At 59.7% G+C, this 15,815-nt stretch carries 11 protein-coding genes and 3 pseudogenes; 6 read left to right on the top strand and 8 right to left on the bottom strand.

Annotated elements, in window-relative coordinates; all coding sequences use genetic code 11:
* The first annotated feature begins 7 nt into the window (after positions 1-7).
* Together AC0L2V_RS13400 and AC0L2V_RS13395 are read left to right on the top strand one after the other, a co-directional pair.
* A complete protein-coding gene (locus tag AC0L2V_RS13400) occupies positions 8-2,635 on the top strand; it encodes a caspase family protein (RefSeq protein WP_473520293.1) in 2,628 nt (875 codons plus the stop codon).
* 144 nt (positions 2,636-2,779) lie between these two features.
* The gene (locus tag AC0L2V_RS13395; RefSeq protein ID WP_473520292.1) at positions 2,780-2,935 is read left to right on the top strand and encodes a DUF2958 domain-containing protein; all 156 of its coding nucleotides are present in this window, start codon (positions 2,780-2,782) and stop codon (positions 2,933-2,935) included.
* Between the two features lie 779 nt (positions 2,936-3,714).
* On the opposite strand, the gene AC0L2V_RS13390 is transcribed toward AC0L2V_RS13395, so the two are convergent.
* Positions 3,715-4,257 (bottom strand): hypothetical protein, encoded by a 543-nt coding sequence (locus AC0L2V_RS13390; protein WP_473520291.1) that lies wholly within the window; start codon positions 4,255-4,257, stop codon positions 3,715-3,717.
* Between the two features lie 270 nt (positions 4,258-4,527).
* Here AC0L2V_RS13390 and AC0L2V_RS13385 point away from each other — a divergent pair.
* A pseudogene (locus AC0L2V_RS13385) lies at positions 4,528-5,059 on the top strand (Ros/MucR family transcriptional regulator).
* 753 nt (positions 5,060-5,812) lie between these two features.
* Here AC0L2V_RS13385 and AC0L2V_RS13380 read toward each other — a convergent pair.
* From AC0L2V_RS13380 to AC0L2V_RS13355, 6 genes and pseudogenes are all read right to left on the bottom strand, one after another.
* Positions 5,813-6,625: pseudogene (locus tag AC0L2V_RS13380) on the bottom strand (amidohydrolase family protein); the annotation flags it as partial.
* A 66-nt stretch (positions 6,626-6,691) separates the two neighbouring features.
* Positions 6,692-7,411: a hypothetical protein gene (locus tag AC0L2V_RS13375; RefSeq protein WP_473520290.1), complete on the bottom strand. Its 720-nt coding sequence runs from the start codon at positions 7,409-7,411 to the stop codon at positions 6,692-6,694.
* Positions 7,412-7,612: 201 nt separating this feature from the next.
* Entirely contained in the window at positions 7,613-8,605 is a 993-nt protein-coding gene (gene ligD / locus AC0L2V_RS13370) for a non-homologous end-joining DNA ligase (protein WP_473520289.1), read from the bottom strand.
* Positions 8,606-8,864: 259 nt separating this feature from the next.
* Positions 8,865-9,260, bottom strand: a complete 396-nt coding sequence (locus AC0L2V_RS13365) for a topoisomerase DNA-binding C4 zinc finger domain-containing protein (protein ID WP_473520437.1) — start codon at positions 9,258-9,260, stop codon at positions 8,865-8,867.
* Between the two features lie 104 nt (positions 9,261-9,364).
* Entirely contained in the window at positions 9,365-10,048 is a 684-nt protein-coding gene (locus AC0L2V_RS13360) for a UvrD-helicase domain-containing protein (RefSeq protein ID WP_473520436.1), read from the bottom strand.
* Positions 9,937-10,371 carry a hypothetical protein gene (locus tag AC0L2V_RS13355; protein ID WP_473520288.1) on the bottom strand — a complete coding sequence of 145 codons (435 nt, stop codon included), beginning with the start codon at positions 10,369-10,371 and terminating at the stop codon, positions 9,937-9,939. Before AC0L2V_RS13355 ends, AC0L2V_RS13360 begins: the two co-directional genes overlap by 112 nt.
* A 142-nt stretch (positions 10,372-10,513) precedes the next feature.
* Between AC0L2V_RS13355 and AC0L2V_RS13350 the strand changes: the two genes are divergently transcribed.
* From AC0L2V_RS13350 to AC0L2V_RS13340, 3 genes and pseudogenes are all read left to right on the top strand, one after another.
* The gene (locus tag AC0L2V_RS13350; RefSeq protein ID WP_473520287.1) at positions 10,514-11,179 is read left to right on the top strand and encodes a DUF6088 family protein; all 666 of its coding nucleotides are present in this window, start codon (positions 10,514-10,516) and stop codon (positions 11,177-11,179) included.
* Positions 11,176-12,201, top strand: a pseudogene (locus AC0L2V_RS13345) (nucleotidyl transferase AbiEii/AbiGii toxin family protein). The gene AC0L2V_RS13350 and the pseudogene AC0L2V_RS13345 overlap by 4 nt, the downstream one beginning before the upstream one ends.
* Before the next feature lie 490 nt (positions 12,202-12,691).
* On the top strand, positions 12,692-14,029 hold the full coding sequence (locus AC0L2V_RS13340) for an ISNCY family transposase (RefSeq protein WP_473520286.1): 1,338 nt from the start codon (positions 12,692-12,694) through the stop codon (positions 14,027-14,029).
* Positions 14,030-14,351: 322 nt separating this feature from the next.
* Here the strand turns inward: AC0L2V_RS13340 and AC0L2V_RS13335 are convergent, their stop codons facing one another.
* Entirely contained in the window at positions 14,352-15,491 is a 1,140-nt protein-coding gene (locus tag AC0L2V_RS13335) for an NUDIX domain-containing protein (RefSeq protein WP_473520285.1), read from the bottom strand.
* Between the last annotated feature and the right edge of the window lie 324 nt (positions 15,492-15,815).

Genomic DNA, 15,815 nt, shown 5'->3' with positions numbered 1-15,815 from the left:
CCTGCTAATGTCCAGTGCCGACGCGCGTCGCTTTTCGGAAACAATGCATGCAGTTGTCGTCGGCGTCAGCTCATACGCCGGCTCCGGCCTGCATGATCTGCCCGCCTGCGCGCCAGCAGCCCTCCAGGTTTCAGAGGCTCTTGCTTCAGCCCATGCCTGTGGCGTGCCTGCCGAACAGGTGCATCTGATTGCGGAAGATGTGGCGAGCCCCCCGGTAATCGCCGGCAAGCTCGCGACCATCGCCAAAGGCTGCAGGCCAGACGACATCCTGCTCTTCTATTTTGCTGGCCATGGAGAAGCGGACGAGACCGAGGGTTTCGTCCTCCGCACCGCTCCCGACGCTAGGGGATCAAGCCGTCTCAGCCGAGATCAGATCGCAAATGCCATTTCCGCCACGGCGGCGCGCGGCGTGTTGATCATCCTCGATTGTTGCGGCGGCGCCGGTCTCGCCGAGAATGCCCCAAGTTTTCTACAAAGCTTGGGAGGCCATGATTTCAGACTGCTGCTAAGTGCCTCGCGTGTCGGACAGTCGTCTTGGGAACTGCCCGACAAAGGATCCCTATTCACGCGCCGGCTGCTGCTGGCACTTCGTGGGAACGTCAAGGTCGGCGGTTCGGGCCACATCTATTTCAGGGACCTCGTCGACTACCTCCAGGCCGGCGTCGCCGAGGACGCAGAGGCTCAGCTCGGCAATCGCCATGCGCAAACGCCGATCGTTGCCGGCAGCCTTGGCGAGGATCCTCTGCTCTTCTTGCACCGAGATTTGACACTTGCTCAGGTGCGCGTCCGTACCCGCCGCATCACCTCCGAAACACTGCGCAGACGCGTAGCAATGACGGCAGGCAGTATTGCCGGCTTGGTACTGCTGGCTGGCGTTGGCTACTGGGCCTTCCTCGACTCCCACCAGTATCTCGAGCTGCGGGGCGATAACTTGGTCCTGGTCCACGGCTACCCAGGCCTGAGTGGCTTCGGCTTGCCTCGCGATGATTGGACCTATGCTTTAGGCCCCTCCGACGTCACCGATGTTCGGGCCCTGTCCATCGCGACGCCATTGTTGCTCGATCGCCAGACCTCGCCCGAAAGGGCGGTGCTGCCTCACCTAAACCCCAACGCGCGGGGCGCAGTCCTGTGGTGGCTTGGGGATACCGGAGCGGCTCGCACAGCGCTTTTCGAGGCAGCGGCAAAAGGTTTGAATCCCGGACCTGCTCCTGGTCTTATGGCCGACATCGTCGAGCCATCGGACGCCAACATCCTTGCGGATCTGGTCGGCCGATTGGAGCCATTGGCGTCAGACAATCTGGTAATGGCGCTCAAGCAGATCGATCCCGATCTTGCCCTAGACCGTTTCGACCAGTCTCCTGCCGGCGCCAGCAGCGGGTCGCGGCTCAACCTCCTGGCCAAGTGGAGCGGCGCTTGCACCGAGGTTACCCAGACCTGGTTCGACAATGCGATCGCCAGCGATTCCGGCGGGATCGCGTTCGCGACGGCCACGCAGGCAATCTTGAGAACCCCCAAGTGCAAACTACAAATCGATCGGGCCATCGACGCGCCCCTCTCCTACGTCGACGACGGAATCAACACGCTGCGCCTCACCAACGTCGCCGGGTATGACCAACTGCGCGACGTCCTCTCGGGCATGCTCGGCAACCGCAATGCAGCCGTGCGGGAAAGACCCGACTTTTATGCCCGACTGGCCCGCTTCTGGCGCTACCTTGATAAGGCACCTTGCGCAGATTGGCTGCTCGACCCACAGTTGGCCCTACCGCCCGATGCACTCACTGATGCTGCCGTTGGGGCAAGCCGAGATTGCCCAGGCTCGTCGATTAAGGTCCGCGTCATCGACAACAAGGTCCTGGTCGAGCTCGATCGGCCCGCCGGAGCCTTGTCGCTCGCGCAACTGCCACTCGATGGATCGCTGGATGCAGCAGCTTCCGCTCCCCTCATCGCCTCGATTGAAGCCAAAGCCGCGAAGTTGGACGACGTCATGCTGGCGATGATCAGTGAAACAGGGAGCGCAGAACTTCGCATCTTTCTCGCCGACCAGCTCCGCCTTTCTGGGGTCGCCGCACCAGACGTCATGGCTCTGCGCATAGCAGGACGCCCCGATCTCGATCAGCACCTGTTGCGTTGGCTGGCAGCAAGCGATGCCGCAGCTGCGTCAAAGCTTTGCCTCGAACTGATCCTGGCCGGCTCGGCCGACACACCGCTAATCGAGACCCTGGCCTTTGTGCAAATTGACGAAACTCAGCGCGTAGCGCTGACTGAGTTCGCCGACCGTCAGAACCTCATCGTCCGGACTACTCTAGGCATGCTTATCGGACCGCCTGAATTCGCGGTGAGCCTGCTGACCTCACCCGATGCGCGGGTACGAGCGCTCGCGGCCGGTTACGTTACTGCCCGCGATGACCGGGAAGGCGTCCTCAACGAGGCGGCCGCGGCCTTGTCCCATGCAGATTTCAACCTGATTGTCGCGCGTCACCTCAAGGACCGGCTGGTTGGCCTTCTGGCAGGTCTCGAGGCCATGCCTGAATGGGCGCGCACTTGGAGGGCGCACTGGATCGAGCAATTGGAACTCGACGACAACGGCTTGTCGCTGGCGCTCGAGAAGGCGATGGGAAGGCTCGGAATCTCCTGATGCCGCGACGCTATTCGAGCCACTCGAACAATGGGCAGGCCGTCCTTCCTTCCTTGTCTCCCTCAACAGGCGTCGCCGACACCAGCTCCGCCGCGGTAGTGGACAGGTCGTGCATGCCTTGCAGGATAGCGGGATAAAGAGATTTTGGCGTCCGCGTCAGCGCCACCACAGCCCGTTGTGAAGATATTTGATCCTTCGGGCTCGGCGACCTGGCTCCTGACCGAGGTCTCGCCGGCGAACCCTAAGATCGTGTTCGGCCTCTGTGACTCCGGACAAGGATGCCCCGAGCTGGCTAGGTGATCTTTCCGAGCTTGCCTATGTTCGGATGCAATGGGCCTCCGCTGGAAATCGACAGGCACCTTCGAGCGACGAAAACCCTGTCGGAATACGCAGCCGACGCCCGCCGTCGGAATCGGATCGTCGTCTAGCCGGAGATCCGATTCCCTGGCACGTTGCGACGGGAACAGCGAATCCGCCGCCACAACCTTCCTTGGTGCGAGTGGCTTGGACTCGACACCAGGATAGCCGAGGACGTCACCCGCAATTCCGGAATTGGCGCCGTGAGCCCCGGTTTTTCTTGGACATGATGGCCTTGACTGCAACAGGGTCCTTCGTGGCCTTGAGCTCTTCGATGATTTCGGTCGCCACGTTATACACACCTTGGAAGCCCGCCAGCTCCTGTTTCAGTTCCGCGAACTTATCCTGTAGGGCTCATGCTCGGAGGAGGACACGTTGGTTGCAGGAGCTAGGTTCTCCAATATTTCCTAAGTCGACCTTCCACACCGCCCGCTCCTTGTCCCAGTTAGGTGCGATTTCGGTCCCCTGAATCAATTGGCGTAGATCGACGAGCTTGGCATCGTTGTCGATGCGCCATCAGCTTGATTGGACCTGGGTTCAGAGTCCGTCCCATCTGACTTTGGCCGTAAGATACGGCATTGCAGTACCGGATAACATAATCTGCACCCCGGCCCATGAAACTCACGGACGCGGCCAGTCTAACCTTCCCATCTGATGTTTGGCACTCTTAAGGCAGATCGTGGTTGGCCTCCGAACCGGATCGCCGGGCCAAACACGTCTGTTCACTTTGTGTCTGACGACGTCTTCGTTTGACGCCCAAACCAAAAGCCAATGACCGTGGTGAGAGCGACACCCAACACTTCCGGGGCCTTCTCTCCGAACGCCCCGCCTGAGAACGCCAAGAAGGCTGCCACCAAAACAAAGGTCAGGAGGCCGAGAACTGTATCAGGGGAAACAAGTCGAGACAGAAAATCCGCCCGCTCTGACCCGAGGCGCAGGGCTTGTGTGTAGTCATTGTAGACGGTTCCCTTGCCATGTTTTACGAGCACTTGATAATCATGCGCCACTCGCCCGACTTCCGTCTCTGGTTGCCGAAATGTCTCAACTAGAACGAGCGTACCGCCGCCAAAATTACTAAGGGTGTCATAGACGTTGTAGTCGACAAATTCGAAGTCGAATTTTCGTAAAGCCTTGAGTGCTAGGGCCTCGTCAATGCTTAGCTCGCTAATCGATATATCCGAGAACTTGCCGCGAGTGCCTGCACTTCTCTTCTGTTCCTCAGTTGTATGAGCCGTCCCAGCCGGCTCTTCCTCTGGCTTTGACATTGCAATCCTCCACTGTTTCCAACAGAAAAGCACCAATACAGGAACTGGGCAAGGAATAGCGCAGGTGGCGTACTCCCTGAATTGTCCAGGCTTTGAGGTTAGCCTGTTGGCCCTGTTCGTGGTGCGCTACCGGAACTTGCCGGCAAGCCCAAGCTTGGCGGCTCGATATTTGCGACGAATGAGATTGTTGCCGGATAACAAATTTTGCCCGATGGCGTATAGACAGACTATCCGTTCTCAATGCGCCCTTTAAACAAGAGGAAAAACTCGATGATCGCTTCAGACCAGGACGACCAGGCTGATCTCGTCTCAATTACCGCCGACATCGTCTCCGCCCACGTTTCAAACAATCCGTTGCCTGTCGGCGAGTTGTCGAAGCTGATCGGGGATACCTATGTCGCTTTGCAGGGGATCGGCACGCCTGTGGCTCCAGCCGCACTCAAACTGGAGCCCGCCGTGTCGATCAAGAAGTCAGTTTCACCTGATTTTCATCATATGCTTGGAAGATGAGAAGAAGTTCAAATCCTTGAAGCGGCACATTGGAACCCATTACAATCTGAGCCCTGACGAATACCGCCGGAAATGGAACCTGCCCTCCGACTACCCGATGGTAGCGCCGAACTACGCGGCCACTCGCTCGGCCCTGGCGAAATCAATAGGGCTGGGGCGCAAAGCGGCAGCGCCAGAAACAGCTTCAGCTGAAAAACCAAAACGGGCCGCTCGCGCGGCAGCGGTGACAGCAATCCCATCAGCAGTCAAGTCGCCGGTAAAGAAGGCCCGCAAGAGGCTCGTCAAAGCATAGCGTACGCCAGACAGAGGTGCAGTGGCAGACCTGAACATGGCGAAGCCCCGCATTATGGCGAGGCATCGTTTGTGGGCTGGATCACTCTACGGTACGGCGAGACCGATGAGCGAGAAGCCTCGGGGTCGGTCTCGACAAGGCTCGCATAGATTAGATTGGAGCGGAGAGGCTTGGATATGACCACGGCGCCAATGATGGATTGGCAGATCGTGCATTGTCGCGCTCTGTTTGTTCACGGCGGGAGATTGCAGTCCATAGCGAGGACAAGAGGTGCGCTAAGCTACAGCTTGCTCTCGGCGGTCTTCATATTGAGCGTGACCAGATCAGTGCGAACTCGCCACCGACAGTCCGGCGGTTCATCGAATGCCTTTTGTTCCTCGAACAGGGTAGTCGGGTTCGGAATTCTGGTCGACGACCTCATTGCGCGCCCAAGGGACCCTGTTGGGCGCGCAATGTACATGTTGCCACGGAACGAACCCTATGACGGCGACAATGCCGCTCGTGATGAAGTCGGCTTATCGGGGCCACGACGCCGGCGAAGAGATTGGACGTCGCTGACAGAAGCGACTTATTTTGAGTCGGCTGGTATCAGAGCTGCAAGGCGCTAACGCTCTCTGTTCATGGGCGCCCGGAAGTTCGCCGTAGCCTGGCCAGGCTCGTTTTGCCAGCCCGCATCTCAGCCGCAATTAAGAGGCGACTTCGCCTCGTTCGCACGAACGAGAGGGCGATGCAGCGTGCAGTGACAAGAACATCTTAGCCTCCGAAGAGCCGCACGATGACGTTGCCGTCGACAGACGGCAGTCGCGAAGCGTCGAGATCTTTGCGCTCATAGAAAGCGAGAAGGCGTTTATGGGTCTTTTCGCCGGACTGCAGACCAACAAATCGCAAGGCATTGGTTACGAAAACGCGGTCAATCATCGCGTCGGACCAGTGACAGTCCTTCCGAAGGAACGCGTCGACTGTTGGGATATAGCGGTCATATCCCGGATCCATTCCAAGCATCAGCCAGTCGGTACCAAACAATAGGTGCTCAGCATCGGGATCGAAGTCCGGCACCCACGCTGAAAAATTCGCGGCCAACGCCGCCCTTTCCTGCTCGTCAGCATGAAGCACTTCCGAGAAAAAGCTCAAATCCGCGTAGATCGGCGCCTTTGGATTTTCGCGGATGTATGAGCCCAGCCGCCATTCCCAACTGTTGGCTGAAAGCTCAGTTCCTGAAGTGCCGTCGGAGACGACACCGAACCGACCGAAATGTGCCAAACAAACCCGCAGCTTTGGATGGGTTTTGAAGACTGGTAGCCAGAATGCCGGATCCGCTCGTGCGTCATATTTGGGACCAGCCCCATTTGAAGCGTGTCCATGCGCGAGGATCGGCGCGCCGAGTTCGTCGCAGAGTCTGTAGAGTTGGTCGAGCACCTCATCCAGTTTGCCACTTGGATCGAAGCCCAATTGTGTCTTCACCCGCTTCGGATACGGGCTCTTGTTCCCAGAAGCTCTGAAGCCCATCGGAGGATAAAGCTTCACCCCAAGAAAGCCGTGCTCTTCGAGTGCCTTCCGAGCCCAGGCGAATGGGCTGACGGAATCCTGGCCCGCACGAAAATAGACCTCGCGGAGCGGATCGAAGCCGAAGTATCAATGGACCACCGGGCCGGCTTTGCGTTTGGCCAGAAGACCCACGACCTTCACTTGCTCGGGCAAGGGAGACTGCTCGACGGACTCGCCCAACCAGTGATCGAAATCCACCATCGCCGGAGCGAGTAACAAAGGCTGCCTGCCCTGCCTCTCGTGGTCGGCGGCCAAGAGTTCGACCAATTTGTATCTATAGAGTTTGAATAACGGGATCCAGCGAAGATAGGCCCCGATCTGATCCAGACGCGAGAACGCGTTCGTCGCAATGCGTTTCGATTGAAGCGGTGTGATCGCCGCGATGCGTGGCCCGCCTTCACCGACCGCTCTTAAGAAGGCGTCGAGCTGTCTCGACGCCGGCGTGATCTCGGCGACACCCATCGTCGCTGGTCCACCAGCGCGGGTTTCGAGTTCACGTATGAAACGCGCAGTGTCACTCACGGCCCGCGCCTTTGCCAGGTCGTAGTCGGCGTACTCTGCCGATGCGTCACGACCTCCTTGCAAAACTTGGATTTCTTCATTCGCGGTGGGCGCGCTGCCTGTCCCGAGAAGCCTGGTCACAAGTTCCAGGAGGAAGTCGAGCAGATCGGGATCCTCGATGTCGAGAATCCGCTTCTCGTATTGTTCGGGATAGCGTCGCAGGAACGTCTGCTTGATGAAGCGCACAACGGGCAGGTCGGACGCGTTGAACACATGACAATGCGCGTCAATGGAGCGGCCCGTCACCTCCAAATCCTCAGTCGTTCGGCAACCCGCCAACGGAAGAGTTGCGGCCATTCCGAGTTTGATGAAATCTCGACGTAGCATTGCGCTTCTCTTCGTATGCAGACCGCCTTGGGGCCAGGCAGATGGTCTGAGCCCCACTGCACGGCCACTGCAGCTAGGGCAAGTCGGGTGACTTTGAAACGAAACGGCGCCCGATGTCGATCAGAGATGGGGCACGGAACGCACCACCTGCCGGGCTGGCTTGTCCTGACGCTCGCCTTGGTACGAGACCTGGCGCAGGAGATTGTCCTCCGTCCAGGTGAGATAGGTGACCTCAACCACCATTTCAGGCCTGACCCAATGCACGCGCGACAGCTCAAGCGGCGAGCCGAACCGGCTCTCGCGCGGCGGCGGGACGGCGAGGGGCATTCGAGCTGTCTGAAGTGGCCCAAGCCGGCGAGCCAATCGCTTGAGCTCTGCAACCGTGATGCCCGTGCCGGCGCGGCCCGCGTACATCAGACGACCATCATCGGTGTAGTAGCCGAGAAGCAGCGAGCCGATATGCGGCCGGCTTCCAGTCGGATCGGTCCAGCCGACGACGATGAATTCCTCTCTGTTGAGACACTTTGACTTGACCCAGAGGCCGCGATTGCCGGATGCATAGGCGCTGTCGATCCGCTTTGAGATAGCGCCCTCAAGTGAAAGCCGACAGGCGTGCTTGCGGAACACAGGCCCGTCGCCGATCACGTGATCGCTGAAGCGCAGGCCGGGCATGTCGGTCGAAAACAGGCCTTCCAGTTGTGCCTTGCGCTCGATGAGCGGCAGCTTCGCAATGCTTTCTCCGTTCAGGAACAGAAGATCGAAAGCAAAGAAGACAAGATCGCCCGTGCGGCCCTCGTCCATAGCGGCCTGCAGGCGGCTGAAGGAGGTGACACCGTTTGCCCGAACGGCGCACAGCTCCCCGTCGAGATATGCCTCTTTCACCGGGAGCGCGCGGAGGGCCGCTATCGTCGCTTGATAGCGATGCGACCAATCCAGGCCAGTGCGGGTGAGCAAGCGGATGTCGCTGCCGTCGATCCGCGCATGCATGCGGTATCCGTCGTACTTGATCTCGTGAAGCCAATCGGGGCCGTTGGGCGCTTCGTCGACCAGGAGCGTCAGCTGAGGCTCGATCCATTTCGGCGGATGCGTTTTATTCGGCTTTGTGGGATTCACCGTCTACCGCGCCAATAGAGATAAAGCGTCGTCATGCGGGCCAGATTACCACATGATGACGGTATAGAACGTCGGGAATGTTGCGACCTTTCTCGCGTAAATGGACAACGGCGCGTCGAGCGCTGATCTAGTGGATTGATCGGGACAAAAGAGTCCGGGTTGGGATTCCGCGCGGCGCGGCGTCGTGCGTATCGAAACGGCGTCCGCGCGGCAGCATCGCCCGGACGCCGCTGCAACTGCGCGAGTGGTGCTCCTGGCGTTAGGCGCCTCTATGCAGGTGCGCCGTCGATTGCGCCGGAACACCTTCGCTGTGCCTGCAATCTGGGAACTGATTGCATCCGCGAAACACTGTCCCGTTCCTGTTGCGCTTCTCGACCATTTGGCCCACCAGACAAACGGGGCATTGACGCAAGGCAGCGCCTTCGATCGTCTCGTAGCGCACCTCATCCCCGGCTATCTCGCAAAGTTCCCGGATATAGCGGGACGGCTGGCGGCTGTTGGTGATGAGGTATACGCCTCGGCTGGCGCGCGTGAGCGCGACGTAGAACAGGCGTCGTTCTTCAGCATAGTCGAAGGTTTCAGGCTGGGGAATGACCAGGTTGAGCAGTTCATCGTCCTCAATGCGGCTCGGCACGCCATAATCGCCTTCACTCACATCAAGCAGAACCGTGTAGTCCGCCTCAAGCCCTTTGGCCCGGTGAAGGGATTGGCCCGAAACCTCGATATTGGCGAAGGAGGGTGGGATCCCGCCGAACGGATCTAGCAGATTGTACCGCCATAGAACCAGCACTTTGAGTTGGCGTCTGGTTCGCTGCGCCACTGCTCGGCGATGCTCCCCAGGGCGATGTCGAGCCGTTCGAGAAGACGATGGCAAGCCTGGGCGAATTCGGGCCTGCCGCGTTCGTCATCAATGGGAATGACCCGAATCGACCGCGGAATGGCAGGCCGTGTCGAACGAACCGATTTCGTGATCTGTTCGGGATTACGCTGGACGAATGTCGCCGACGTCTCGGCAATGAGCTGATTGCAGCGATAGGTCTGTTCCAGGCGTCCCTGCCAGCTTGCCCCGAAATTGGCCTCGAACTGCGTGAAGATCGTGATGTCCGATCCGGCAAAGCGATAGATCGACTGCCAGTCGTCTCCGACTGCGAACACATTGCTGAACGCCTTCTGCTGCTTGAGCGCCTTGATGAGGTTGGCGCGCGGCTCGGAAATGTCCTGAAACTCGTCGACGAGTTGCCCGGTCTCGACCAGCCGAACCGCGTCGGCGATCATTGAATCGAAGTCGATCCGCGGGGATTCTTCGAGTTTTTGCGAATAGCCCTTCGTGATCATCCACACGACGTGCGCATAGAGCTCCGCGCGCTGCTTGTGTGGAGGGTCTTGGCGCGCTCGAGCAGCATATCGAGCGTCAGATGACTGGCGCGAATATGCTTGATGCAGGTGGATATGAGCTTGTGATAGTGCTTGATGACCACAGGCTCGATCGCCTCGGTGATCTCGGCATAGCTCTTGCGCTCGAAGGGAACGGCGCGCCCGCCAGTTCTGCCTCGAGTGTGCTGAGCAGTGTCTCCACTGCTGGCCTGGGCTGATGTCGTCAAGAAATCGATCTCTTTGCGGCGATAGGCCTGACGTTTGCTCTCGGCGTGCTGGACATAATCCGCAAACGGTGAGGTCCCATCGGCGTTGAGCGCGAAATGCTCATTGCACCGTGTCAGTAACCGCATAGTAGAAATCGGGATGCAGATGGCGAACCGTGCCGTCATCCTCCTCAACCGCAAGGAGGCATTCGATGCTTGGGGAATGCGAGTTCCTGGAGTTTTGGGTGCCACGGAGTTGTCCGAAAATTGTGGCATATTTCGGACCTATACCTTGCCATTTGTCCGAAATTTGTAGCATATTTCGGACATGCCCATAGTTGAGCCCGATACCGATCTTCGCTCGCGCCTGCTTGCCCGCATTGAGTCCAAACCCGAGGAGGTCTGGACCCCCGGCGACTTCGCCGATCTCGGCGCGCGCGCCGCCGTGGACAAAACCCTGCAGCGCCTCGCTACCGCTGGCGAGCTACGCCGGATCGACCGAGGCCTCTATGACCGGCCGCGCACGAACAACCTGACTGGCCGCGCCACCGTGCCGGATTATCGCGCTGTGATCCGCGCCGTCACGCGCCGCGATCGGGCGCGCGCCGTCATCGATGGTATGACGGCCGCCAACGACCTCGGCCTGACGACCGCCGTCCCCGCCCGAATAGAAGTGCTGGTCGATACGCGGTTGAAGCCAATCAAACTCGGCACGCAGGAAATCCACTTCAAATACGCTGCCCCTAGCCGCCTCTATTGGGCAGATCGGCCGGGGATGCGGGTCGTCCAGGCCTTGCATTGGATGCAGGACATGCTGGCCCAGAAAAGCGAACGCAAGCGTATCCAGGCGACGTTGCGCCGCCTGTTTGCCGACCCCAAGCACGGCGAGGCCATTCGCGAGGACCTGCGCGCCGGTCTCTCCGCCGTGCCGATCTGGATGCAGGAGTTCCTACGCGAAATCCTGAGGGCGGACCCGCACGAGGCGAAGCCATGAGTACCAATGCTTACGGCCAGATCATCGCGGCATCCCACGTGACCGGCTCGACCTGTTCCTCGCCACGGCCAATCGGATCGGAGCTCCGGTGGGCAATGTCGAAAAGGATTTCTGGGTCTGCTGGACTCTCAATTCGCTCTACCACGGACGGCCTGCGGGGAGCCACGGCTGCTTTTCAAGGGCGGGACGTCGCTGTCAAAAGGCTATGGCCTCATCCAGCGTTTTTCCGAGGACATCGACGTTACCGTGTTCCGCGACGATCTCGACGAGGCTGCCTCGGTCGAAGAGCTTGAGGGACTGTCGAACAGGAAGCGTCGCGCCAAGCTCGACGCCATCCGGGACGCCTGCCGTGCGTATATCACAGGGCCGCTGCGAGACTTCCTCACCGCTCAACTTGCCGACATTACGAACGGCGCCGGACGGGTCGAGCTCGACGAAGCCGATGCCGATGGTCAGACCCTGCTGCTCTGGTATCCCGAGGTCGAGCCGCGTGATGGCGCCTATGTGCGACCGGCCATACGCCTCGAGTCCGGGGCGAAATCGGCGCTCGATCCCAATCGCCCCATCACGGTCACGCCCTATGTCGCGAAGGAAGCGGCAGGCATTGATCTCACCGTCGCCGACGTGACCGCACCTTTTGGGACCAGGTGGTGATCGCCCATGGATTGCGCCGCTGGTACGAGCGGCGCGGCGAACTGCGGCAGGAAGGCCAGCGGGTATCTCGGCACTATTACGACCTGCACTGTCTTCTCGGATCCGAGACCGGAAAGGCCGCGCTCGGCGATCTCGATCTTGGCGCCGATTGTGTGCGGCACGCAAGAATGTTTTTCGACCGTCCCGACTATGACCTCGCCTCAGCAGTCGCGGGCAGATTCGCAATCGCGCCCGCTCCAAAGATGGTGGACGCGCTCACGCGCGACTATGCCAATACGGCGGCCATGATCTTCGGCACTCCTCCGGGTTTCGATGACATTCTGGAATCAGCACGGCAGATTGAGCAAGACATCAACACCCATTCCTAGTCGCCTGGCCACGTCGCCGGGGCATCATCATCCGTTGTCGAGGTCTGCTACTTCAAACCCGAGGACATCGAAAACTTCACGCTGGCCGAGAGGACATGCATCGGCAGTTCGCTGAACGCACGCTCGCATTTGCTTCTTGGCGAACCCCCTGCATGTCAATCGTTCATGCAATGTCATCCCGCTGGATGCGAGTTTCAAAATTCTTCTTGGCCGGCCGTGCGCGAGCTTGCTGCCGAGTCTTGTGGACTGTCCCCGAACGCGCGGCGGGAGATCGCTGCCAACAAAGGATTCGACTCTACTGTCCTCCATGCCCGATAAGCGGTTATCGGCATGGGAATTCTACCTAGACTAGTGTCCGTCCATAAACGGCAAGTTATTGAAATTACTTGAGGGATCGTAGTTTTCCGCAGGAAAACTCCGGCGGTTTCAGATACACTTTGGCATCATACCACTGATTCCAAAGCGTTTTCTGCCACCCCCGGAGCCGACAATGCGCCAAGAACGCACCGTCCAAGCCAGTGTATTCGATCTTTTCGCCGGACACGAGATCGGCCGTGAGCTGAAGGGCATGTCCGATTGGCTGGACGAGCAGCGTCACCTGACCGGGCTGGTGGCCGCCGACCTGCGCCGGCACGGGGTCAACGAGACCGGCCGCGAGGGCCTGCCGGCGGAGGCGGTGCTGCGCTGCGCGCTGCTCAAGCAGCATCGCCAGCTCAGCTACCAGGAACTGGCTTTCCACCTGGAGGACTCCGCCTCGTTCCGGGCGTTTGCCCGGCTGCCATGGGGATGGAGCCCGAAGAAGTCGGTCCTGCACAAGACGATCAGCGCGATCCGGGCCTCGACCTGGGAAGACATCAACGAGGTGCTGCTTTCGAGCGCCCGCCACGAGAAGCTGGAAAGCGGCAGGGTGATACGTGTGGACAGCACCGTCACCGCAGCCCTCATCCACGAGCCGAGCGACAGCAGCCTGTTGTGGGACGCCGTACGGGTGATGGTTCGCCTGCTGCGGCAGGCGGATAAATTGGGCAGCGGCGCGCTTTCCTGGCACGATCACTGCCGCGCGGCCAAGAAGCGGGCGCGGGCGATCCAATACACCCGCGGCCGCCCGAAACGTGTTCAACTCTATCGCGAATTGCTCGGGATCACCCGCACGACGCTGGGCTATCTCCGACAGGCGGCGGAGCGGCTGACCCCGGCGGCTGATCTGGACGTTATCGTCTGGCAGGAGCAACTGCGCCACTATCGACCGCTGATCGAGCAGATCATCGCCCAGACCGAGCGGCGGGTGCTGGCCGGCGAGGCGGTGCCGGCCGCCGAGAAGCTGGTTAGCCTGTTCGAACCGCATGCCGACATCATCGTCAAGGGCGGCCGCGATGTGCATTATGGCCACAAGCTCAACCTGACGACGGGCAGGAGCGGCATGGTTCTCGACCTCATCGTCGAAGCCGGCAATCCGGCCGACAGCGAGCGGTTGCTGCCGATGCTTCAGCGCCACATCGACCGATATGGCGAGCCGCCACGTCAGGCGGCCGCCGATGGCGGCTATGCCAGCCGCGCCAATCTGATCCAGGCCAAGGCTCGGGGCGTGAAAGACATGGCCTTCCACAAAAAGTGCGGCATCAAGATCGAGGACATGGTCAAGAGCCGCTGGGTGTATCGCCAGCTGCGCAACTTCCGTGCCGGCATCGAGGCCGGCGTCTCATGTTTGAAGCGCGCTTTTGGCCTGGACCGCTGCACCTGGCGCGGGCTCGACCACTTCAAGACCTATGTCTGGTCCTCGGTGGTGGCCTACAATCTCGCCCTCTTCGCCCGCCTCAAGTCGAACTGACCCACCGCCGACTTCGCAAAAGCCTACCCCGGGCGCCCAGCCGGGCGGTTCAACCATGGGCCAACTAGCGGACGGCGAGAGACCTCTACTTCCCTTCTAACGCTTCGTGCAGATCGAGCCACCAAACAGTCAGAAATACCGCGAATCGACATGGCCGGCTACAATGAATACTTCGAAAAATTACTGTTTATGGACGGACACTAGACTAGGATAAGGCTGTCGGGTTCCTGGGCTATCGAAAGTTGGGATGGACGGGCCTCGTCCTGGAACGCTTATGACGATACCGAATCGCGACCGTCGGATGTCCCAACAGTCTGAAACGTCACGAGATCCGAACCCGGTCAGCCTTTGCTATCTCGCGGATAGCCTTGTCGGCTTGTTCGAGTAAATTCCGTGTCTCCGGAAACGCCGCCTTCTTCGCCGATGCCTGATCGAGCCAGCATTTCGGGCGTTCCTCGTGAGCGAGGCCTTCCTCGACCGCCTCCATGAGAAAGACGCGCGCCAGTGTATCGCCTCCCGTCTTGGATTTCATTTTGAGGCTCCCGAGGGGGGCCAGCACGCGAGCCCATATTCCGGTCTCCTCCCGCACCTCTCTGACCGCGGTGAATTCTGGAGCCTCGCCGGGTTCGATGTGGCCTTTCGGTATCACCAGCTGCGAGGGATTGTCGGTCGCCCCGACCAGCAGGTGCTCAAGTCCATGTTTGCTCTTCCTGAACACGATGCCTCCGGCATGGGTCAGTCCATCTGGCCTGGCATGCGCCTCCTGTGCCGGCGCGTTGTTCCGTCCTTCCATGGTGATGACCAGCCAGTAGGCCTGCTGGGTCGACTTGAACCGCTGTTCGGCGTAGCGATACAGGGCGAGCAGGCACAGCACGGCGGCGATCAGTAACTGCACCCAGTCTCCCATTACCGCGTAGATCAATCCGAAGAACGTCAGCGCCACCACGAAGCTGCGGAAGAACTTCGAGTCGGCCTCGAACCGCTGTACCTGCGCCAAGCCCTCCGGGTTCTCGAGCGCCAGACGCGCCTTGCACCATTGGAACGCGTTGATCGTGTTCTCCGCAGAAAGGTGCTGCAGGCCCGCGGTTTTTAGCTGAACGGCCTTCGCAAGCGCGGCATCGGCATTGGAGCCAAACAGCAAGGGGGAAGGCGCCAATCTGCGTAAAAACTTTGGCGAAAGTTCCTTTCCCTTGGCCAGTCTCTCGGTCTGCCAGAGATCGGTGGAATTCCGCAGAGGATCGTAGACTGCTTCGTCCAAGATGGCGCCGATGAGGAAGACGAAATGGCCAAGGAAATAGCTGACGAACAGGAAAACGCCCCACCCGACTTCGGCGTTGTCCGGAAACAGCGTGGAATTATGGGAAACTAACTCCTTGCCGAGGTACGCGACGAACATGCCGGGCAGGATGATCGAGAAGAAGTCGACCAACCCGATGAAAAACCTCTGCGGTTCGAAGTTCATAGCCCAGCCAAAGCCGTGAAGACGAGTCTCGCCGATCCGATATCTCAATGTATCACATTTCTAATATGCAGACCTTCTATTTGCCCGTGACGGTGTCCCGCCGCTGGACGGTGGCATTCTCGCCCACCCCTAAGGTCGGCCAGAGGGTCTTCCTTGACGGCGGCATCAGGGGCTCTCAGAGAATTTGAAATCGTGGGGAACGATTATGAGGCGCTCTTTCTCTAGCCCCGTTGGATACTTCCGTAGCATGGCATTATTTTGAATCTTGGGTTTCCAATCCTCGCAATCTACCTGCTTGCACTTCCGCCCATCGTCGACGGCGAC

The sequence above is a fragment of the Mesorhizobium sp. WSM4814 genome, from assembly GCF_055811595.1.
The sequence above is the reverse complement of the archived record's forward strand: the minus strand, read 5'-3'. Positions and strand labels throughout refer to the sequence as shown.